This is a genomic window from Paraburkholderia phenoliruptrix, from assembly GCF_019511605.1.
Taxonomy (GTDB): domain Bacteria; phylum Pseudomonadota; class Gammaproteobacteria; order Burkholderiales; family Burkholderiaceae; genus Paraburkholderia; species Paraburkholderia phenoliruptrix_A.
Genome location: NZ_JAEUAV010000014.1, coordinates 1 through 19,720 on the forward strand (window position 1 = coordinate 1; position 19,720 = coordinate 19,720).

Consider the following 19,720-nt stretch of genomic DNA (forward strand, 5'->3'; position numbering starts at 1 on the left):
GCCTTCCGCCCGCTGCCCGCCAGCGGACGACCAGCGCCCCCCGCCTGTCCCGTCCACCGCTGCCTTACGCCAATTCGCGCGACACGCCGTCTTCTCCTCACGACACAAAGTCACAATCGACTGAACTCCGTTACCTAAAATTGTCTGCACGCCTGCCGTTCGTTTTGCCGTTCGGCATCGGGGCGTTTCATATCCGTATTTCGGGAGACGACAATGGAAGTTCAACCGTATGTGTTTTTCAACGGACGTTGCGAAGAAGCGCTCGATTATTACCGCCAGCATCTTGGCGCCGAAGTCACGTTCATGATGCGTTTCAAGGACGCACCGCCCGATCCGCAGAACAAGCCGCGCGCCGGCGTCGAAGAGAAGATCATGCATGCGAACGTGCAGATGGGCTCGACACAGTGGATGGCGTCCGACGGCAACTGCGATCAGGACGCGAAACCGATGAGCGGCTTCAGCCTCTCCCTGACCGCGGACGATACGGCGTCGGCGCAGAAATACTTCAACGCGCTGGCCGACGGCGGCCAGATCGTCATGCCTTGGGGCGAAACCTTCTGGAGCAAGGGATTCGGCATGGCGGTGGACCGCTTCGGCCTGATGTGGATGGTGACCCTGCCGCACGAGTGAGCTGCGGCGGCCCCAAACACGGCGCCTAGGTCTTAGACAAGATCCGCGAATGCCGCTCGATGTTCCAGTGCGACTCGGTGTCGCAGAGCGCCGCGCGCAAACGCGCCACCTGTTCCGCGAGCCGCTGCCCGAGCCAATACGGTCCCTGCAAATCGGGCGGCAACGGCAGCGCCGAGTCACAGGCAGCCGGCGTGAGCGGCGTGGCTGCGTGACTGCCGGCCACGGGCGCAGCGGTTGTGAGGACGTCGGCCGCGGGAGCGCCGGCTCGCGACGCGTCCGCCGTCGAGCCGACCGTCGCGGGTAGGCACGCCGCCGACGCATTCTGCGCCGCAACGCCAGCCGCCGCGCCCTTGGTCAAAGCCCCGGAACGCTGCGCCCGACCAAAACGCAGGCCGCGTGCCGTCGCCAGCAGCATCGTGCGCACGGCTTGCACCTCGGCTCCGCAGCGTCGCGTATAGGCCGCACGCGCGGCGGCGTCGGCCTGCATCAGCGGCCCGGTCGCCAGCAGTTCCAGCGAACTCAGCACCGAACGATGCAAGCGCTGAATCTCCTCGAGCTTCGCCTGCGGCACGTCGATCTCCTTCGCCACCGAAGGCATGAGCGAGCGCAACTGCACGAGCCGCCGGTTGATCTCCAGAAAACGCCTGACCTGCTCTTCCTCGCCGATCGATTCGCCCTCCAGCAAGCGCGTGTAGATGCGCGCGCATTCGCGCAGATTCGCAGCGAGCCCGTAGCGCCACGAATAGGTGGCATGCAACGGCAACGCGAATGAAAACGCGAGAGCGATCACAATGCCGATCAGCACGTTCAACGTGCGCCACAGGCCGACGTCGATCACGTTGTCGCCATGTCCGGCGACGATGCACATGGTGATCGCCGTGAGCAACCCGATATAGCCCGACGAGCCGATCGCAAACCACGCGCAGATTGCCGCCACAATCGCCATCAACACGTAGGTGAGCGGCAGCGAGCCGATCAGGTTCTGCTGCACGATCAACGCCAGCCCGATCGACGCGCCCAGTAGCGTGCCGGCGGCCCGTTCCGCCGCTTTTTTGCGGATGTTTCCGTGATGCTGCAGCCCGCCGATCACCACCAGCAACGTTACCGACGACCAGATGCCGTGCGGAATGTCGATGCCGGTCGTCGCGAGAATCGAGAACAGCATCGCGAGCCCGACGCGCAGACTGTGCAGCACTTTGGCGTGCCGGTAGCGGTAATACGGCGACGTGATCGCGCGGACCATCCGGCTCACTGCCGGGCGGCGCGGAATGACAGGGCGGGAATCTGCAGAAGCCATGGCGGCGGCAGCGGACAGCGCTTTCGAAGGAAGTCCCGCTATCGTGCCCTGGAGTGCGGCGGAAGTACAAACACAAACGCCCGCGGACTGCGGTCCGCGGGCGCCTGGTTTGCTAGCGTCGACGCTTAGCTTTCGACCACGTCCAGATAGTCTTCCGGACGCGTACGGTCTTCGGCGCGCTGCATGCCGAACGCACGCACGAGCAGGCTCACCACCACCGCCACCACCAGATTCACGATCAGCGACCACACCGCCGCATAGCCCGGAATCGCCATGCCGAACAGGTGAACCGTGAAGATGGAGCCGGCGAGTTTCAGCGAAATCGCCATCCACGTGCCCGTCGCAATGCCCGCCGCCCAGCCGAGCAACAGGCCGCGGTAGTCGAGCACGCGCGTGTACAGTCCGAGCACGATGGCGGGCAGCGTCTGGATGATCCAGATACCGCCGAGCAACTGCAACTGGATGGCATACGTGAGCGGCAAGCCGAGAATGAACGCCACAGCGCCCACCTTGACGATCAGCGACACCAGCTTCGCGACGTTGGTCTCCTGGTCGTGCGTCATGTTGCGGTTGACGAACTCCTTGTGGATGTTGCGCGTGTACAGGTTCGCTGCCGCGATCGACATGATTGCCGCCGGCACCAGCGCGCCGATGCCGATGGCCGCGAACGCCACGCCGACGAACCACGACGGGAAGAAGTGCAGGAACAGCGCCGGCACCGCGAAGTTCGGGCCGAACGCCTTGAAGTACGGCGCGAATTCCGGCATGTCTTTTACGCCTGCGGCGAGCGCCATGAAGCCGAGCAGCGCGAGCAGACCGAGCACCAGCGAATACGCCGGCAACATCGCCATATTGCGGCGGATCGTGTTGCCCGATTTCGACGACAGCACCGCGGTGATCGAGTGCGGGTACAAGAACAGCGCCAGCGCCGAACCGACTGCGAGCGTCGCATACGCGCTATAGCCGTTCAGACTCGACACGTCCGGCGCCTTCAGCAGCAGCTTGGCCGGCGGCACTGCGCCGAAGATGTGGCCGAAGCCGCCCAGTTGCGGCGGAATCACGATGATCGCAGCGAAGATGGTGACGTAGATCAGGATGTCCTTCACCACGGCGATCATGGCCGGCGCACGCAGGCCCGACGTGTACGTGTACGCAGCCAGAATGGCGAACGCGATGATCAGCGGCAGGTCCCCGACAAAGCCCTTCGTGTCGAAACCGAGCGCGCCGATCACCACTTCGATGCCGACCAGTTGCAGCGCGATGTACGGCATCGTCGCCACGATGCCGGTCACGGCAATGGCGAGCGCGAGCATGCGGCTGCCGTAGCGCGCCGACACGAAATCCGCCGACGTTACGTAACCCTGACGTTTCGCGATGCTCCACAACTTGGGGAACACGACGAACGCAAACGGATAGATGAGGATCGTGTACGGCAGCGCGAAGAAACCGGTTGCACCCGCACCGAACACCAGCGCCGGCACGGCGATGAACGTATACGCGGTGTACAGGTCGCCGCCCAGCAGGAACCACGTGACGATGGTGCCGAAGCGCCGCCCGCCGAGACCCCACTCCTCCAGATGGGCGAGATCGCCGCGCCGCCAGTGCGCCGCGATGAACCCGAGAATCGTGACGCCGATGAAAAACAGAACGAAGACGAAAGTTGCGATGGCGTTCATTATCGTGCGTCTCCTTGCGGACGGCCCGACGCGCGCGTCCTGGTCTTGAAGTACACGATTGCGGTAATGATCGCGCTGATCAGCACCCAGAGGAGCTGATACCAGTAGAAAAACGGAAAGTCGAACAGAACCGGTTCGACCTTGTTATACGACGGCACCCAGACCATGGCGATCCAGGGCAACAGCAACAGCCAGAGCCAGTGCTTGCTGGCTTTGTTTGCGTCGGCGTCGTGAGCCATGACGTCTCCTCTTCCCTATTATTGAAATGTTGGCCCGTGTTCGACGGGGGGCGGCTCCCTAAAGCGCAGAGCCGCCTCGCGGTAGCCCGCCTGCGGAGGATCGCCCCGCATGGGACACGAGTGCCCCGAAAGCTTCGAAAGAGTATAGGAGCCGCGAACGTGCGGTCAAGCAGGGTGGACCCGAGGCGAAGGGGTGGGTGTGAGGTGAGGGCGACGAGCTTTGCCGGCCGTCGATCGAGTCGCGAAGACAGCCTGGCGACGCAGCGAAGCGTCGAGGCCCGCATGCCTCAACGCCTCACTGCCCCTACGCCCGTACCCCAATGCTGAATAGATAGCGGCGCAGGCCCGGGAGATAGCGGCGCGGGCCCGGCGTCGCGTGGACGCGACGATTTCCGCTGAGGCCGCCGGAATCACGGTCCGGGCCCGGCCGCCGCGGCGCATGTTCCGCTCAGATGACGAACGACGCGCCCGTCTGCCCTGTCGATTCCTGCAGCCCCTTGATCCACTTGCGCGCCGGCAGGCCGAGTTCCGCCTCGATGAGCCTCGCGCGCGCTTGCAGCGCCGTGAAGGGCACGTCGAGCGGCGGCCCCGAAAACGCGATCGCGATGCGGTTGCCGTCGTGCACTTCGGGCAACGCGACCACCCGGCCGTCGAACGCTTCTTTCAGGCGCTTCATGTTGCGCACGAAGCTCGGGTGATCGCCGAACAGGTTCACGGTGACCACGCCCGCCTCTGTCAGACACGCGCGCACCGCACGGTAAAAGCCGACGCTGTCGAGCACGGGGCCGCGCGCCGTTGCATCGTAAATGTCGATCTGCAATGCGCCGATCGTGCCGTGATTCGCGCGGTCGTTGACGAAGTCCCACGCGTCGGTCTCGTGCACGGCGAGGCGCGCGTCGTCGGGCGGCAACCCGAACATCGTGCGCGCGGCCACCACGACCGCCGGGTTCACCTCGACCGCCTCGACCTTCGCGCGCTTCAGGAAGCGGTGCGCGAACTTGGTCAGAGCGGCAGCGCCGAGGCCCAGTTGCACGACACGCCTGGGCGTTTCGATGAAGAGCAGCCACGCCATCATCTGTTGCGCGTATTCGAGTTCGATGTGATCGGGCTTGCGCAGCCGCATCGCGCCTTGCACCCATTCCGTGCCGAAATGCAGATAGCGCACGCCGCCCTCTTCCGAGAACGTGACGGGCGCAAAGCGCGGCTTGCGCGGCGTTTCGATCTGCGGCGCGTCGTGCAGGTCGTCTTCGTGCGACGCGCGTTTGTTGTTGCGCACGGAAGCGCGTTTGCTCGCGTCGTGGTCGTTGCGGTTGCGGAATGCACGCGCCTCGGCCGAAGCGCGCTTGATGAGTTTCGTCATGTAAGGATGTCGCGCCACAGGCGCAATTTTTGATCGAACGAGAGCATAGCATTGGCCGGACTCGACGAAGGCAACACGAGCGTCGTGTAGCCCGCCGCGCCGATCACCGTTGCAAAGCGGCCTGCGGTCTTGCCGTTGAAGGCGACTTTGCGCAGCTTCGGCGAGTGCTCGCGCAGCGAAGCAAAGTCGTTTGGCTGCGCATTGCGGATCGCCGCATCGAGGCTGCCCTCGCGATGACACGCGGCCAGCACGTCCCACACGCCTATGCCGTGCGAGAGCAGACGTTGCAGGCGTTCTTCATAGGTAAGCTCGGCGAGCGGCTCGTCGAGCACCGCGCCAAGCAAACGCCAGAACTGGTTACGCGGATGCGCGTAATACTGCGTCGCGGCCAGCGACGCCTCGCCGGGAAAGCTGCCGAGAATCAGCGTATGGGTGTCAGCGGCGACGACGGGGGGAAAGCCGCGCAACATCAGGGACTCCGTTTATGCGTGGGGTCTGCCGGCGGGTCTGCCGGGGCGTTCGCCGTAGCAGGCTGCATCGCGGCATGCGCCCGTGACGCCGTGTGCTCCAGCGAACGGCCATGCTCGCGCAGGCGCGCGTGCGCCGCGTGGCTTGCAGCGCTGCCACCGGCCGCATCGGAAGCCGGGCGCAAGTGCGGCGCCCGCTTCGACAACGCCGCGAGGTGCGCCCACAGTGCCGGCAAAAAACACTCGGTGACGAGAAGCGGCGCGCCACACCGCTCGAACACCGAACGGCGCGCCACCAATGCATGCGGCGCCATTGCGCCGACCTCACGCGCGGCAAGACGGTACAGCGGATGCCGCGCGGTCACACGCCGGCTGACCAACGCCGAGCGCGCGACGCTGCTGTCGCTATACAGCAGTTCGGCGAGCGGCCTGGTGCGCAAACGCCGCGTGGCCTGCCACACGCCCACGCTCGCGGCGAGAGGCGCGACGCTGTGCGCTGCGACGAACGGCACGCCATCGACGCAAAGCACGACCTCGCGCACCCATACTGGCGCACGCATGCAAAGACCCAGCGCGGCATGCTCGTCGGCCCAGGGCAGCGCCACGCCCTCACGGGTAACGCGCACGGCGACCGCGCCGAGCACGCGCAGATGCGCGGTCAACGAACCGCCGCGGGTCAACCAGTCTTTTTGCGCAGCACTGAAACCAGGCAAGGGAGCGACACGCCAGTGCGCGTCGGCGGCATCAAAACGGATAGGCATGGAATCGGATTATAGCGACGGCCCGTCGGAGCACTGCCAGGCACACGCGCGGCTCTTCTGCCAAATGGCGATAGACGCCGCATGTGCATCAAACCGCGCGAGCGGCGCGCTGATTTCGGAAAGCTCCGATTCTCCCTCGACCACAACGCACGATACAACCTCCGTGCTTTACGCACCGGCGATCGGCCCGCCGTCGGCGGGCTCGCCATCCAATCCGCAAAACAACGAGAGCATAAACATGAAGAAACTTCTGGGTGTCAGCGCCTGCGCACTGTCTGTCGTGTTGATGGCCGGCTGCGCGGCCCAACTGAACCGAGACACCGAAACGTCGTTGAACAAGGCCGTGGGTATTGAAGTCGCGCCGGTCACGGACGGCGTCGCCGTCAAGCTGCCGGAAAAAGCGCTGTTCGATTTCAACAAGTCGGACGTGCGCAGCGATGCGAGCGGGGTGATCGACCGTTCGGCGGTGTTGCTCAAGCGCAGCAAGAAGCCGATCATCGTCGAAGGCTATACGGACAACGTCGGAACGCTCGAATACAACCAGCAACTCTCCGAAGCGCGCGCGGTCGCGGTGGGGTACGCGCTAGTGGCGCGCGGCGTGGCGATGGACCGGATTCGCACCAAAGGCAATGCGTACAACAACCCGGTCGCGAGCAACGACACGCCGGAAGGCCGCGCGCTCAATCGCCGCACCGAGATCGTCGTGCGCGGCGAGACGATGGAAACCTTGATGGGCAAGAAGTAAAAGCCCGCTGGACGGCGGGCCGACTTTCGCCCGCTGCAACATATGAAGCCGGACGCGCCACGCGTGTGCGGCTCATTTCTCGACAAATTCCGTGAGCGCTCGTGCGACTTCGGCGAGCACTCCGTTCCACTGGCCCAACTCGCGCTGTCTGAAGAGGCGCATTGACGGATACCACGGGCTATCGTCGCGCGCGACCATCCAGCGCCAGTCCGTGAACGTGGGCACCAGCACCCAGACCGGCGTGCCGCATGCGCCTGCCAGATGCGCAACCGCGGTATCCACGGTAATCACGAGATCGAGCGACTGAATGATCGCGAGCGTATCTGCGAAATCCTGAATTTCGGGGCCAAGCGGATGCACGTTCATACAGGCGGACGTGGCTGCCGCGTCGTGCTGTGCATCGCCCTTCTGTAGCGAAAACCAGCGCACGTCAGGCTGTTGGAGCAACGGCCGCCATTGCAGAAGCGCAACAGACCTGTAGCGATCCAGCCCATATGCCGGGTTGCCGGCCCACACAATGCCGACGCGCTTTCTGAACGGACGCTGCGCCTGCTGCACACTGAGCGCCTCGAGGCGGTTGCGCCAGCGCTGCAGCTTGCACGGCTCGGCCCGCAGATAGGCGCTGGCGAGCGGCAGCATGGATACCTCGAGGTTCATATGCACGGGCATGCGCAGCATGCGGCACCAGTAGTCGTAGGGACCGGGCGGCACCGTGGTCCACGCGGCATGGACGCCCGCGGCCCCACGCGCTACATCGCCCAACGGCTCCTCGACCCACACGTCCACCTGCGCGCCACGCTGGTGCAGCCAGTCGGCCATGCGCAAAAACTGGATCTGATCGCCAAGACCCTGTTCTCCGACCAGCAGGAAACGGCAGCCGAACACGCGCTCGCCCTGCCATTCGGGATAAGGCGGCCGAACCAGGTTGTGGTTTTCGGGCAGCGCGTCATGCCACCGGTACTGTTTCCAGCCGCATCGGAAATCCCCCGCGCGAAGCTGCGCCGCGGCCAGATTGAACTGCATGAGCGCGTTGTCCGGCAACAGACGCGCGGCCTCGGCGGCATGCAGGTGCATCTGCTCGAAGTCGCCGAGCATGTTCAGCGCGAACGATGCATTGTGATGCAACCACGCGTCGTGCGGATCGACTGCCACTGCCTGCCGCGCGACGCTCAGCGCCTCGACGAAACGCTGCGCGCTGTTCAATGCGAAGGCGAGTTGCTGTAGCGCGCCGGCATCTGCGGCGCAGCGTGCGCGCACTGCGGGCCAGGTGACGTCGAGTTCGGCCTCGCGCCCCGCCTTGAATAACGCCGCGATCAGCTTGCAGCCATCGGCGATATTCGACGAGTCGAGTTCCCATGCGCGCTGCCAAAAATCCGCCGCATCGGCATGCTGAGCCTGATCCCCGCAAATTTGCGCGAGTGCGCGAACGGCATGATGCAACGTGGGCTCGAAACCTAGTGCATTCGAATAGTGCCGGCGCGCTTCGTCGAGCCGACCGGACAGCTTCAGGCAATCCGCCAGATTACGATGCAGGCTGGCGCTGCCACCGCCGATGTTCAGCGCCCGATAGTAGAACGCCTCCGCCGCGATCGGCTCGCCGCGCAACGCAGCGAGCAGCCCGCGGTGCTCCCAGATATCCGCACGCTCCGGCGCGGCGTTCAATGCGCGATCGAGTAGCTCGCAGGCGTGATCGAGCGCTCCCTCGCGAAAATGGGCGAGACCGCGTTGATGCAGCGCATGCGCATCGTCGGGCGGCGCCTCTCGCGCTGCGGGAGCTGACAAACCGGATGAACGCGATGAACCTTGATGATGCATGGCGTGCGGTAGCTAGCCGTTCACAGTGGCGAGCGCAACCCGACCCGCATCCGCGTTGCCTGCGCCGTTCGCCATGAGCGCTTTCAGACGCGCGGTGACTCGCTCGACAACCGGCCCCCAATGCCCCGGCTGCGGCTGCCGGAACAACTCCAACGAGTCGTACCAGACTTGCGTCTCCTCGTTGCCCCACGCCCAATGCGACACGTGATCCAGCATCGCGAACACCGGGCGCCCCAGCGCGCCGCCCAGATGCAGCGGCGCGCTGTCGACTGTCACCAACCCATCGAGCGCGGACATATGAGCGGCGACATCGTCGAAACCTGACGTGTAGTGCGCCGTCATGTCGCACACCGAGTAACCCTGCGCGGTCATCACCGCGACGTCTGCCGTGCGCCCTGGCGTGAGCGAATAGAACGCGACACCGGCGAGCGAGAGCAGCGATTCAAGCGCGGCGGGAGCAATGGAACGCCTATTGTCGCGACGATGCGTCGGGCTGCCGGCCCACACGAGTCCCACGTGCAGCCTCGCCTGCGGCGCCTGGGCGCGCAGCCGCTCCTGCCAGGCAGCCACCTTGTCCGCATCAACGGGGAGATAGGCAGTGCCTCGCACCTGCTGCGGCTGCAGGTCCAGCACGAGCGGCAAGCTCATCATCGGCAAGCTGTAGTCCGGGGCGCCGAGCGGGCCGTCTTCGATCGACACACAGTCGTCGTAAAAACGCGCGAGCAGCGCGTGCAAAGACTTGCGCACACAGAGCACCAGCCTGCCGCCCTGCTCGCGCACACGTGCGGCGAGTTGCGGCACATAGCGGACCATGTGGAGGTCGTCGCCATTGCCGAGCTCGCTGTGCACCACGAGCGTTTTGCCTGCGAGCGTCTCGCCCTGCCAGCGCGGACACAGGCGCGCCATGACAGACACGATGTTGTTCGGCTGACGGTCGTCGCGCGAAAGGCGTGCTTCGAAACGCTTCCAGCCGCTGGTCCATGCGCCGCGCCGCAGTTCCAGGTCGGCCAGATCGACTGCCGGTGTGACAGCGTTGGGATTCAGCGTGAGTGCTTCGCGCAGCACCGTTTCGCTTTCCTCGTAACGCGCCTGCTCGCCCAGATAGAAGCCGATGGCGGCCAACACGTCCGCATTGCCTGGCGACGCGGCGTGGGCAGCACGCATGGTGGATTCGGCCGCCGCCGCGTCGTTGCACTGCCATTGCGCATGACTGAGCTGCCAGGCCATTTCAGCGTCCGCGGGATTGCGCAGCAGCGCTTCGCGGCACACCTGCTCGACGGCGGGCCAATCGCGCGCTTCGCGCAACGCCAGCGCCAATTGCAGCGGCAATGCGGGATCGACGGCGTGATCGAGCGCGTACGCGTGCGCGAGTGCCCAGCGCCGCTCATCGCGCACGCGAGGACCCGCCAGTGAGCCAAGCGCAATGGCGAGCCACCACGGCCCGCGCGCGTCGCGCGGTTCACGCTGCTGATAGGCGCGCAACATGTGCGCCGCGGCCGAGTGCGCACCGCACTGGTTGATGAGCCAGACGACCCACTGGAGCGTCTCGGCAAGCGGCTGTGCGGCGACCGCCTTTTCGCTGTAATGCCGCGCGACTTCGCCGCGGCCGAGCGCGTCTGCGAATAGCGCGACGCGTGCATGGCGCGCGCCATTAGGCTCCGCTTGTGCCTGCGACGCGCTGTGATACGCCTCTTCAAAGCGCCCCGCACTCGCGTGCAGGTCGGCGTGCAATTGCGGCGTTACACCCGCGGCGGCCAGTTCGGCGGCGCGCGAAACGGCAGCCTCCCAGCCCTCTTCGCGCAGGACCGACCACAAAAGATGCACGGTCTCCAGACGGGTTGTCACATTGACCATAACGGCCGGGTCGGCCAGAGCGGAGTCGGACATAACATTCAGAAGATGCAGCGGCACATGCGCGTGTGCGTGGATTGCAAGCGGAGATTGCAGAACACACTTTGACGCGCGCAGCCTTGACAGAAAATGACTTGAACAACCTGTGCGGTTGTCCAGGCCTCGGGTTCGAAACGTGATAAGCCAAGATGATGCCGCGTGCCGCATCTCATAAACCAATCTCAATTTATGGTCGTTGATAAGTTTTAGTTAGTTAACCATAATGATTTACACCCGGTGTCAGAAATGCCCCGCGGCGCCCGTTAATCAACAACTAGCAGCAGGGAGTCAGGTTGAATACTACTAATGTGAAGGAAACGTCCGACCGCATCGCGCATCTTGCGTCGGCCATATTGCATCGTCAGGGCGCCACGCATATCGAGAAAGAGCTAGCCGGCTCCGCGCTCGCGCAGCATCACACGTCGAAGCAAACCAGTGCGGCAATTGGTGCCCTCGCGGCAAGAGTGCTCGGCGATCACCATTCCAGTTTCGAGGCCAAAGAATTGGCCGGCAGTGTGCTCGCGCAAGTGCGGCATCTGCACGGGCTGACTTTCCAGCGTTGAGGCGCACGCCGTTCAAAGCCCGGTCTTTTAGGGCCGTGCTGTAGCGCGAATACCGAGCGCAAGGCAAAAAAAATGCGCTGCCTAAGCAACGCATTTTGAATTTGCCACGGTGCACGCCGGCGGGACGCATCAGTCGGACGCATCTGCCGATGCGTCCGCCGCCGCTACACCGTCACGCTCAGTTCGCGCGCGCGAGCAACAGCGCGTTGGTGCGCTTCACGAAGCTCGCCGGATCTTCAAGCGCGCCGCCTTCGGCCAGCAACGCCTGATCGAACAGCAGGTGGCACCAGTCGTCGAAGTTCGCGCTGTCGGCCTGCAAGCCCTTCACCAGCGCGTGCTCCGGATTCACCTCGAGAATCGGATGGAAAGACGGCGCCTGCTGACCCGCGGCCTTCAGCATGCGCTGCAGGTAGCCGCTCATCTCGCCGTCGTCGGCAACGAGGCAGGAAGGCGAATCGGTCAGGCGGAACGTGAGGCGCACGTCCTTTGCCTTGTCCTTCAACGCTTCCTTCATCTTTTCGACGAGCGGCTTGAGTTCTTCGCTGACCTTTTCCTGCGCCTGCTTCTCTTCGTCGTTCAGCGCGCCGAGGTCCAGATCGCCGCGGGCCACGCTTTGCAGCGGCTTGCCGTCGAATTCGTTCAGGAACGACAGCATCCACTCGTCCACGCGATCGGTCAGCAGCAGCACTTCCACGCCCTTCTTGCGGAACACTTCCAGATGCGGGCTGTGCGTGGCGGCCTGCCAGGTGTCGGCGGTCACGTAGTAGATCTTGGTCTGCTCGGGCTTCATGCGCGAGACGTAGTCCGCGAGCGACACGGTCTGCTCCGGCGTTTCGGTATGCGTGGACGCGAAGCGCACCAGCTTGGCAATCCGCTCGCGGTTCGCAAAGTCTTCGCCAATGCCTTCCTTCAACACCTGGCCGAACTCCTTCCAGAAGCCGGCGTACTTTTCGCGGTCGGCTTCGTTCTCGGAATTCGCCAACTCTTCCAGCATGGAGAGCGCGCGCTTGGTCACGCCTTCGCGAATCGCCTTGACGTCGCGGCTTTCCTGCAGGATTTCTCGCGATACGTTAAGCGGCAGGTCGCTCGAATCGACCACGCCCTTCACAAAGCGCAGATACGACGGCAGCAGTTGCTCAGCGTCGTCCATGATGAACACGCGCTTCACGTACAGCTTCAGCCCGCCGCGATGATCGCGGTTCCACAGGTCGAACGGCGCGTGGCTCGGCACGTACAACAACTGCGTGTACTCGCTGCGGCCTTCCACGCGGTTGTGCGTCCACGTGAGCGGGTCCTGGTGGTCGTGCGACAGGTGCTGATAGAACTGCTTGTACTGCTCTTCGGTAATGTCGCTCTTCGCGCGGGTCCACAGCGCGCTCGCCTGGTTGACGGTCTCGTCCTCGTCCTTCGTGACCATCGCGCTCTTTTCCGCGTCCCACTCTTCCTTTTTCATCAGGATGGGCAGCGCAACGTGGTCCGAATAGCGCTGAATGATCGACTTGAGCCGATGCGACGACAGCAGTTCGTCCTCGTCCGCGCGCAAGTGGAGCGTGATCGTGGTGCCGCGCGCGGCGCGCTCGATGGTCTCTACCGCGAAGTCGCCCTCGCCTGAGCTGACCCAGCGCACGCCTTCGGAGGCGGGCAAACCGGCGCGGCGCGTCTCGACCGTGATCTTGTCCGCGACGATAAAGCCGGAGTAGAAGCCCACGCCGAACTGGCCGATGAGCGCGGCGTCTTTCTGCTGGTCGCCCGACAGCTTGCCGAAGAATTCCTTCGTGCCCGAGCGCGCGATCGTGCCGAGGTTCGCAATGGCCTCGTCGCGGCTCATGCCGATGCCGTTGTCGTCGATCGTTACCGTGCGCGCGTCCTTGTCGTACGACACGCGGATACGCAGATTCGGGTCGTTCTCGTACAACCCGCTGTTTTCAATGGCTTCGAAGCGCAGCTTGTCGGCCGCGTCGGACGCATTGGAAATCAGCTCACGCAAGAAGATTTCCTTGTTGCTGTACAGCGAATGGATCATCAGGTGCAGAAGCTGTTTGACTTCCGCCTGAAAGCTCATGGTTTCTTGTGCCATGGTCGGACTTCCTCTCTGTTGCGAATCGGTTTTGCGAATTGGGTTTGCGAATCGGTCTTGCGAACCGGGTTGTGCGAATCGGTTTTGCGAAATGGTGTCGCGCAGAGGCAGCCGGGCGCCGCACCGCGCGCCCCGGCGAACCGCACGCGGCGTCGCCCGCGCCGGTCGCATCCTGCCGGCCCCACCGCGCCGGCCCCAACCCGCGGATTGTCCGCCTAAATAGGGACGAGCCTGCGCAGTTTCAAGAGGCGCGGCGCGCCACCCCGTCGAGGTAACGACACAAAAACGTCGCCAGCTCCGGATCGCCGCAATTGGCCACGTTAAAGCGCATCCACGTGGTGGACGATTGCTGCGGCGAAAAAAGGCTGCCGGGCGTGAGCAGGAAGCCCGCTTCATGACCGGCTGCGGCGAGCCCGTCTGCGTCGACTCCTGTGTCGGCCCACACGAACATGCCCGCGGTCGGCGTCAGAAAAAGCTTTAGGCCGGTCTTTTCCAGCATCCGCACTGATTTTTCCCGCACCCCGTCGAGCCGCACGCGCAGCCGCTCGACGTGGCGCCGGTAGTGGCCTTCAGTGAGAATCTTGTACAGCACGCGCTCGTTCAGTTCCGGCGTGGTCATGCCGACCAGCATCTTCTGGTCGCTCACCGCCTTGGCCACCTCCGGCGCGCATGCGATGAATCCGACCCGCAGATTCGGCGCAAGCGTCTTCGAGAAACTGCCCAGGTAAATCACGCGCTTGAGCTGGTCGAGGCTCGCGAGCCGCGTGCCCGCATAGCCGGGTGGACACAGATCGCCGTAAATGTCGTCTTCCACGACAATGAAGTCGTACGCCTCCGCGAGCCGCAAAATCCGGAATGCCTGCGCCGCCGTCAGCGACGTGCCGGTCGGGTTCTGCAGCACGGAGTTGATCACCAGCATCTTCGGCCGCCAGGTTTGCAGGAGCGACTCGAGCGCGTCGAGGTCCGGGCCCTCCGGCGTGTACGGCATGCCGACGAGCCGCGCGCCTTGCGACGCGAAGCGCCCGAACATCTGGAACCAGGCCGGATCGCCGACGATCACCGAATCGCCAGGCTTCACGTATATGCGCGAGATCAGGTCGATGGCCTGCGTGATGCCCGACACCATCACGATCTGATCGGCCGACGCGCCGATCTCCAGTTCCTCCAGACGCGTCTGCAATTGCTGGCGCAACGGCAGAAAACCGAGCGGCGTGCCGATGCCGAGCATCTGCGCGCCGCTTTGCCGGCCGAGCGTGCGCAGCGCGTTGGTGATCAGTTCGCCGTCGAGCCAGCGTGCCGGCAGATAGCCGAGCCCCGGACTGCGCTCCGGCCGGGCGCCCGTGTGCAGCATGTTGCGCAGCAGCCAGACCACGTCGATGGTGGCCGGAGCCGGCGCGTGCGCTGCGGGGCGAAGTTCCGCGACCGCGGCACCTGCCGTGCCGCCCAGCCGTTCGCGCACGAAGAAACCCGAGCCGCGCCGCGACTCCAGATAACCTTGGGCGACGAGCCGCTCGTACGCCTCGACCACGGTGAAGCGCGACACGCCTTTGTCGAGCGCGAGCTTGCGAATGGACGGCATGCGCATGCCGGGGCGGAACACGCGCTCTTCGATCCGGCGGCGCGCCCATTGCACGAGCTGCTCGACCAGCGTCAGCGACGCGGTGTCGTGCGGGGCGGGAATCTGCGTAAGCGGAACAGACATGACGGGCTCCAACTGTACCGAACGGTATCGAGTCGATTGTACCGTTACTGTGCCGGTCGCCGCCGCTACATTTGACACAGATCATCGCGTCGGACAAAAGGGCCGTCTGTGGGGCCATCTGTCGGGCCATCTGTCCGACGGGTGCGCTTGGCGCGGAACCACGGCTCAACCGCTTTGGACCGGCAACCAGCCCAGCGCACCGTGTGAAGCACTGGACTGCAGCACAACGCCTCCTGCTTGACCCGCACAGTTGCCTCTGCGTCACTCCAGCCCGCGCGCGAACGGTTATGCTTACGACCCCGGCGCCCGTCGCAAGCGGCACGCGGCGCGGGGTCCGGCCACCGTCGCAACCTGTTTTCCCGATTTGCAATGACCGCACATCCGCTTCGTCTCGATCATCTGGTGGTTTCCGCCCGCACCCTCGACGAGGGCACGCAGTACGTCGCCGACGTGCTCGGCGCACAGCCGGCCGGCGGCGGCGCGCATCCGCTGATGCGCACGCACAACCGGCTGCTGAACCTGTGGGGCGGCGCCTATCTGGAAGTGATCGCGGTCGATCCGCACGCCGACACCGCCCATCAAACCGCGCCAGGCGCCGCGCCGCGCCCGCGTCTTTTCGCGCTCGACGACGCGGCCACTCGCGCGCGACTCGAAGCCGGCCCGTATCTGTCGCATTGGGTCGTGAGAGTCGACCGGCCGAAGCATTTGCCCACGTGGCAGGCCCAGTACCCGCAGCGCATTCCGCCTATCGTGCCGCTCACCCGGGGCGACTTCGCGTGGGGCCTGTCGGTGCCGGAAGACGGCGCCCTCCCGAGCTGGCAAGGCGTCGGCGGCGGCGTGCTGCCGTCCCTGATCCAGTGGGACACGCCGCGGCATCCGTCTACGGTATTGCCGGACAGCGGCATCGCGCTGAAAGCGTTGAAGGCCCAGCATCCGCAAGCCGGCACCGTGGCGGAGCAATTGCAGTGGCTCGGCGCCGCGCATCTGATCGAATTGCAGGCGACGGATGGCGCAGCCGCGCTCGTCGCCGAATTCGAAACGCCGAGCGGTCTACGGACCCTTAAATAAGCAGCGCGCGCGGGTCGCCGACTCGCGCGATAATTGAAGTTTTGACCGGTTCCAGAGACACCAGCAGAGGAGACCATGGACCAAAGCGACTTGAATGGCCCCACGTGGCAATTTTCCGTCCGCGCACGCAAGCTCACCAGCTCGGCGATCCGCGAGATTCTGAAGGTAACGGAGCGGCCCGAGGTCATTTCGTTCGCGGGCGGCCTGCCCTCGCCGGCCACCTTCCCTGCGGAGCGCATGCGCGAAGCGTCCGACCGGATCTTGCGCGACACGCCCGCCGCGGCGCTTCAGTACAGCGCGACCGAAGGCTATGCGCCGCTGCGCGAGTGGATCGCACAGCGCTATTCGGTCAACGGCGCGCAAATTCGCGCGAGCCAGGTACTGATTACCACCGGCTCACAACAGGCGCTCGATCTGCTCGGCAAAGTGCTGGTGTGCCCGCAAAGCCACGTGCTGGTCGAAACGCCGACTTACCTCGGCGCGCTGCAATCGTTCTCGATGTACGAACCGCACTACGTCCAGGTGCCGACCGACGACAACGGGCTGATCCCGGCAGGACTCACGCCGGAACTCACCGCTGACGCACGGCTGTTGTACGCTCAACCGAATTTCCAGAATCCGACCGGGCGCCGCCTGCCGGTCGAGCGCCGCCGCGCGCTTGCCGAGTTTGCGACAACCGCGCCGTTCCCGGTGATCGAAGACGACCCTTACGGCGCGCTCGATTATGCGGGCGAACCGCTGCCTACCATGCTCTCCATGGCGCCCGATCACATCGTGCATCTGGGCTCGTTCTCGAAGGTGCTGGCGCCGGGACTGCGGGTCGGCTACATCATCGCGCCCGAGAAGCTGATCTTCAAACTCGTGCAGGCCAAGCAGGCCACCGACCTGCACACGCCGAGCTTCACGCAGCGCATCGTCCATGAAGTGGTGAAGGACGGCTTTCTCGACACGCACGTGCCGACCATCCGCGAGCTGTATCGCAACCAGTGCGCGGCAATGCTGGCCGCGCTCGAGCGCTACATGCCCGAAGGCGTCAAATGGAATCGCCCCGAAGGCGGCATGTTCATCTGGGTGAGCCTGCCCGCGCAGATCGACAGCATGAAGCTGCTGCCCGAAGCCGTCGCGCAGAATGTCGCGTTCGTGCCGGGCGGGCCGTTCTTCGCGAACGAGGCGCAGCACAATACGCTGCGGCTGTCGTTCGTCACCGTGCCGCCCGCGAGGATCGACGAAGGCGTCGCACGTCTTGCTGCGCTGATCCGCGCGAAGTTATAAGCTGGCCGGCTTGCTCGCCCCAATTTGCTTCCGCGTTTTTCATTACCGATCGAGGACAACATGGCTCAAACGAACATTTACGACAAGCTCAAGGAACTGGGCATCGAACTGCCGAGCGCCGGCGCGCCCGCCGCCGCTTATGTGATGAGCGCGCAAAGCGGCAACACGGTGTACCTGTCCGGCCACATCGCGAAGAAAGACGGCAAGGTGTGGGCAGGCAAGCTCGGCGCCGATCTCGGCACCGAGGAAGGCAAGGCCGCGGCCCGCTCCATCGCCGTCGACCTGCTCGCCACGCTGCATGCGCATGTGGGCGACCTGAACCGCGTCAAGCGCATCGTCAAGCTGATGAGCCTCGTGAACTCCACGCTCGAGTTCACCGAGCAGCATCTGGTCACGAACGGCGCGTCCGAACTGATCGCCGACGTATTCGGCGAGCGCGGCAAGCATGCGCGCTCGGCATTCGGCGTCGCGCAGATTCCGCTCGGCGCCTGCGTCGAAATAGAGATGATCGCGGAAGTGGAGTAACCCGGCGTCAGGCCGGGCCGCCGGATTCCGGCATGGGCGGGACCGGAATGGACGGCTCGGCCCGCGCTCGATAGAACGCGTCGCAAGGTGCAAGCACCTGCGGCGCGTTTTGCATTTGTGGCGAGGTGGATCGTTCACGCGGCAGCAGATAGAATCCGCGAACCATATCAACCGCAGGAATCGCCGGACCACGCCCGATGCCCGCCCACACAGTTCGTTTCAAACAGGTCGACGTGTTTACGTCGGTGCCGTTCAAAGGCAATCCGCTTGCCGTCGTGTTCGACGCCGACGCACTCAGCGTCGATCAGATGCAGGCCATCGCGCACTGGACCAATCTGTCCGAAACGACCTTCCTGCTGCGGCCCACCGATCCTGCCGCCGACTATCGCGTGCGCATCTTCACGACGCACGGCGAACTGCCCTTCGCGGGACACCCGACGCTAGGCACCGCGCATGCGCTCCTCGAAAGCGGCTATCAGCCGCAGCAGCGCGGCAGGCTCGTGCAGCAATGCGGCGTGGGTCTCGTCGAACTGCAGTCACTCACCGAAAGCGCAAGCGGCGCTGGGGGTGCATGGGCCTTCGCCGCACCGCCCGCTCGGATCAGCCCGTTGCCAGAACTACAATACCCTGCACTTTCTACGGCTTTGCGTAGTAACGCGATAGACTTCGGGGCGGCGCCTTGCGCCGTCGACAATGGCGCGCCGTGGCTCGTGGTGCGAATGAATTCGGCACGCGACTGTCTGGCGCTCGATCCGGACCCGGCCTTGCTCGCGCCCATCGTGCAGTCGGCCGGCACGCACGGCGTCGCCGCGTATGGTCCGCACGATGCGGGCGGCCCCGCTACCTTCGAGGTGCGCTGCCTGATGATGGGCGGCGCATTCGGCGTCGGCGAAGATCCCGTTACGGGCAGCGCGAATGCCGCGCTCGCAGGTTTGCTGAGCGCGCAGAATCTGCGCCCCGGCGCCGGCTACACCGCCCGCCAGGGCACTGTGCTGGGGCGCGCGGGCGAGGTCCTGGTGCGCTATGACGACGCGCACGGCAAGACGTGGATTGGCGGATCGTCGGTGACGGTCGTCGACGGTACGTTCCGGATGCCGTGACGGTCCGTCGTTTGCTTACATTCCGCTAGCTTGCAACGGCAACAGACAAGCTGCCGCAAGCCGGCGCCGATAACCCGGAAACGGCATACTTCTTTTAAGACGCTTGAGTATGCTTGACCAGGTTGAGCCACAGAAAGCCGATGGCCGCACTTGCGCGATGCGGCTTGCATGACCAAACGCCTGAACAGGGCCATGTGCGCAACGCGCCATGCCGGACTGCCGAATCACGATGGACTATTCGAACATAATGACCGCCAGCGTACGATGCCGCGCATGCACTGATCTGCCGCCCGACCGGAGGTCCGGCAGACTCCCGGATAGAGTCCGGAAAAGCGCGGCAAACCGGCCGCCTACAGATGCGAAAAAGAGCCCGCGAAACGGCTTCCCGACAGCCCCGGAGCGCGCCCGCGTTTACCCGGAGCCCGGACCCTTCCTTAATCTGGTGGCATTAAGTAATATCGAAACGTACCCGACAAAGTGCGAACGATCAGCGCCAAGCCACGCCCCTTCTTGCGCAGCAGTTCTGGCAATCC

The 19,720-nt window shown here is 64.7% G+C and carries 17 protein-coding genes; 7 read left to right on the forward strand and 10 right to left on the reverse strand.

Annotated elements, in window-relative coordinates; all coding sequences use genetic code 11:
• Positions 1-213 precede the first annotated feature (213 nt).
• Entirely contained in the window at positions 214-630 is a 417-nt protein-coding gene (locus tag JNB89_RS18110; protein ID WP_013338614.1) for a VOC family protein, read from the forward strand.
• Positions 631-655: 25 nt separating this feature from the next.
• Here the strand turns inward: JNB89_RS18110 and JNB89_RS18115 are convergent, their stop codons facing one another.
• From JNB89_RS18115 to JNB89_RS18140, 6 genes are all read right to left on the reverse strand, one after another.
• On the reverse strand, positions 656-1,927 hold the full coding sequence (locus JNB89_RS18115) for an FUSC family protein (RefSeq protein ID WP_220363189.1): 1,272 nt from the start codon (positions 1,925-1,927) through the stop codon (positions 656-658).
• A 125-nt stretch (positions 1,928-2,052) separates the two neighbouring features.
• Positions 2,053-3,603, reverse strand: a complete 1,551-nt coding sequence (gene mctP / locus JNB89_RS18120; protein WP_013338612.1) for a monocarboxylate uptake permease MctP — start codon at positions 3,601-3,603, stop codon at positions 2,053-2,055.
• Complete coding sequence (locus JNB89_RS18125; RefSeq protein WP_013338611.1) at positions 3,603-3,842, reverse strand: DUF3311 domain-containing protein; 240 nt, start codon at positions 3,840-3,842, stop codon at positions 3,603-3,605. Before JNB89_RS18125 ends, mctP begins: the two co-directional genes overlap by 1 nt.
• 448 nt (positions 3,843-4,290) lie before the next feature.
• Positions 4,291-5,202, reverse strand: a complete 912-nt coding sequence (locus tag JNB89_RS18130; protein WP_220363190.1) for a spermidine synthase — start codon at positions 5,200-5,202, stop codon at positions 4,291-4,293.
• Positions 5,199-5,672, reverse strand: a complete 474-nt coding sequence (locus JNB89_RS18135) for a DNA-deoxyinosine glycosylase (protein ID WP_220363191.1) — start codon at positions 5,670-5,672, stop codon at positions 5,199-5,201. The genes JNB89_RS18130 and JNB89_RS18135 overlap by 4 nt, the downstream gene beginning before the upstream one ends.
• A complete protein-coding gene (locus JNB89_RS18140; RefSeq protein ID WP_220363192.1) occupies positions 5,672-6,430 on the reverse strand; it encodes a chorismate--pyruvate lyase family protein in 759 nt (252 codons plus the stop codon). Before JNB89_RS18140 ends, JNB89_RS18135 begins: the two co-directional genes overlap by 1 nt.
• Before the next feature lie 238 nt (positions 6,431-6,668).
• On the opposite strand from JNB89_RS18140, the gene JNB89_RS18145 reads away from it, so the two are divergent.
• Positions 6,669-7,175: an OmpA family protein gene (locus JNB89_RS18145; protein WP_135893281.1), complete on the forward strand. Its 507-nt coding sequence runs from the start codon at positions 6,669-6,671 to the stop codon at positions 7,173-7,175.
• 72 nt (positions 7,176-7,247) lie between these two features.
• Here JNB89_RS18145 and JNB89_RS18150 read toward each other — a convergent pair whose 3' ends face one another.
• Entirely contained in the window at positions 7,248-8,990 is a 1,743-nt protein-coding gene (locus JNB89_RS18150) for a hypothetical protein (protein WP_135893280.1), read from the reverse strand.
• 12 nt (positions 8,991-9,002) lie between these two features.
• Positions 9,003-10,877 carry a tetratricopeptide repeat-containing glycosyltransferase family protein gene (locus JNB89_RS18155; protein WP_135893279.1) on the reverse strand — a complete coding sequence of 625 codons (1,875 nt, stop codon included), beginning with the start codon at positions 10,875-10,877 and terminating at the stop codon, positions 9,003-9,005.
• Between the two features lie 296 nt (positions 10,878-11,173).
• Between JNB89_RS18155 and JNB89_RS18160 the strand changes: the two genes are divergently transcribed.
• Positions 11,174-11,443: a hypothetical protein gene (locus JNB89_RS18160; RefSeq protein ID WP_135893278.1), complete on the forward strand. Its 270-nt coding sequence runs from the start codon at positions 11,174-11,176 to the stop codon at positions 11,441-11,443.
• 178 nt (positions 11,444-11,621) lie between these two features.
• Here the strand turns inward: JNB89_RS18160 and htpG are convergent, their stop codons facing one another.
• Both htpG and JNB89_RS18170 read right to left on the reverse strand, forming a co-directional pair.
• Positions 11,622-13,520: a molecular chaperone HtpG gene (gene htpG, locus JNB89_RS18165; protein WP_013338603.1), complete on the reverse strand. Its 1,899-nt coding sequence runs from the start codon at positions 13,518-13,520 to the stop codon at positions 11,622-11,624.
• Positions 13,521-13,761: 241 nt separating this feature from the next.
• A complete protein-coding gene (locus tag JNB89_RS18170) occupies positions 13,762-15,222 on the reverse strand; it encodes a PLP-dependent aminotransferase family protein (RefSeq protein WP_013338602.1) in 1,461 nt (486 codons plus the stop codon).
• Between the two features lie 369 nt (positions 15,223-15,591).
• Here JNB89_RS18170 and JNB89_RS18175 point away from each other — a divergent pair, with 369 nt between their 5' ends.
• From JNB89_RS18175 to JNB89_RS18190, 4 genes are all read left to right on the forward strand, one after another.
• On the forward strand, positions 15,592-16,290 hold the full coding sequence (locus JNB89_RS18175; RefSeq protein ID WP_220363193.1) for a VOC family protein: 699 nt from the start codon (positions 15,592-15,594) through the stop codon (positions 16,288-16,290).
• A gap of 75 nt (positions 16,291-16,365) precedes the next feature.
• The gene (locus JNB89_RS18180; RefSeq protein WP_220363194.1) at positions 16,366-17,562 is read left to right on the forward strand and encodes a PLP-dependent aminotransferase family protein; all 1,197 of its coding nucleotides are present in this window, start codon (positions 16,366-16,368) and stop codon (positions 17,560-17,562) included.
• A 60-nt stretch (positions 17,563-17,622) separates the two neighbouring features.
• On the forward strand, positions 17,623-18,087 hold the full coding sequence (locus JNB89_RS18185; RefSeq protein ID WP_013338599.1) for a RidA family protein: 465 nt from the start codon (positions 17,623-17,625) through the stop codon (positions 18,085-18,087).
• A gap of 197 nt (positions 18,088-18,284) precedes the next feature.
• The gene (locus JNB89_RS18190) at positions 18,285-19,187 is read left to right on the forward strand and encodes a PhzF family phenazine biosynthesis protein (RefSeq protein WP_220363195.1); all 903 of its coding nucleotides are present in this window, start codon (positions 18,285-18,287) and stop codon (positions 19,185-19,187) included.
• Positions 19,188-19,720: the final 533 nt, after the last annotated feature.

What these genes read in the sequence shown, in the direction of transcription:
- JNB89_RS18135 (WP_220363191.1), bottom strand. Translation starts at nt 5,672, where the DNA reads ATGTTGCGCGGCTTTCCCCCCGTCGTCGCCGCTGACACCCATACGCTG.
- JNB89_RS18155 (WP_135893279.1), bottom strand. Translation starts at nt 10,877, where the DNA reads ATGTCCGACTCCGCTCTGGCCGACCCGGCCGTTATGGTCAATGTGACA.
- JNB89_RS18110 (WP_013338614.1), top strand. Translation starts at nt 214, where the DNA reads ATGGAAGTTCAACCGTATGTGTTTTTCAACGGACGTTGCGAAGAAGCG.
- JNB89_RS18180 (WP_220363194.1), top strand. Translation starts at nt 16,366, where the DNA reads ATGGACCAAAGCGACTTGAATGGCCCCACGTGGCAATTTTCCGTCCGC.
- mctP (WP_013338612.1), bottom strand. Translation starts at nt 3,603, where the DNA reads ATGAACGCCATCGCAACTTTCGTCTTCGTTCTGTTTTTCATCGGCGTC.
- JNB89_RS18190 (WP_220363195.1), top strand. Translation starts at nt 18,285, where the DNA reads ATGCCCGCCCACACAGTTCGTTTCAAACAGGTCGACGTGTTTACGTCG.
- JNB89_RS18130 (WP_220363190.1), bottom strand. Translation starts at nt 5,202, where the DNA reads ATGACGAAACTCATCAAGCGCGCTTCGGCCGAGGCGCGTGCATTCCGC.
- JNB89_RS18150 (WP_135893280.1), bottom strand. Translation starts at nt 8,990, where the DNA reads ATGCATCATCAAGGTTCATCGCGTTCATCCGGTTTGTCAGCTCCCGCA.
- JNB89_RS18140 (WP_220363192.1), bottom strand. Translation starts at nt 6,430, where the DNA reads ATGCCTATCCGTTTTGATGCCGCCGACGCGCACTGGCGTGTCGCTCCC.
- JNB89_RS18175 (WP_220363193.1), top strand. Translation starts at nt 15,592, where the DNA reads ATGACCGCACATCCGCTTCGTCTCGATCATCTGGTGGTTTCCGCCCGC.
- JNB89_RS18170 (WP_013338602.1), bottom strand. Translation starts at nt 15,222, where the DNA reads ATGTCTGTTCCGCTTACGCAGATTCCCGCCCCGCACGACACCGCGTCG.
- JNB89_RS18115 (WP_220363189.1), bottom strand. Translation starts at nt 1,927, where the DNA reads ATGGCTTCTGCAGATTCCCGCCCTGTCATTCCGCGCCGCCCGGCAGTG.
- JNB89_RS18125 (WP_013338611.1), bottom strand. Translation starts at nt 3,842, where the DNA reads ATGGCTCACGACGCCGACGCAAACAAAGCCAGCAAGCACTGGCTCTGG.
- htpG (WP_013338603.1), bottom strand. Translation starts at nt 13,520, where the DNA reads ATGGCACAAGAAACCATGAGCTTTCAGGCGGAAGTCAAACAGCTTCTG.
- JNB89_RS18145 (WP_135893281.1), top strand. Translation starts at nt 6,669, where the DNA reads ATGAAGAAACTTCTGGGTGTCAGCGCCTGCGCACTGTCTGTCGTGTTG.
- JNB89_RS18185 (WP_013338599.1), top strand. Translation starts at nt 17,623, where the DNA reads ATGGCTCAAACGAACATTTACGACAAGCTCAAGGAACTGGGCATCGAA.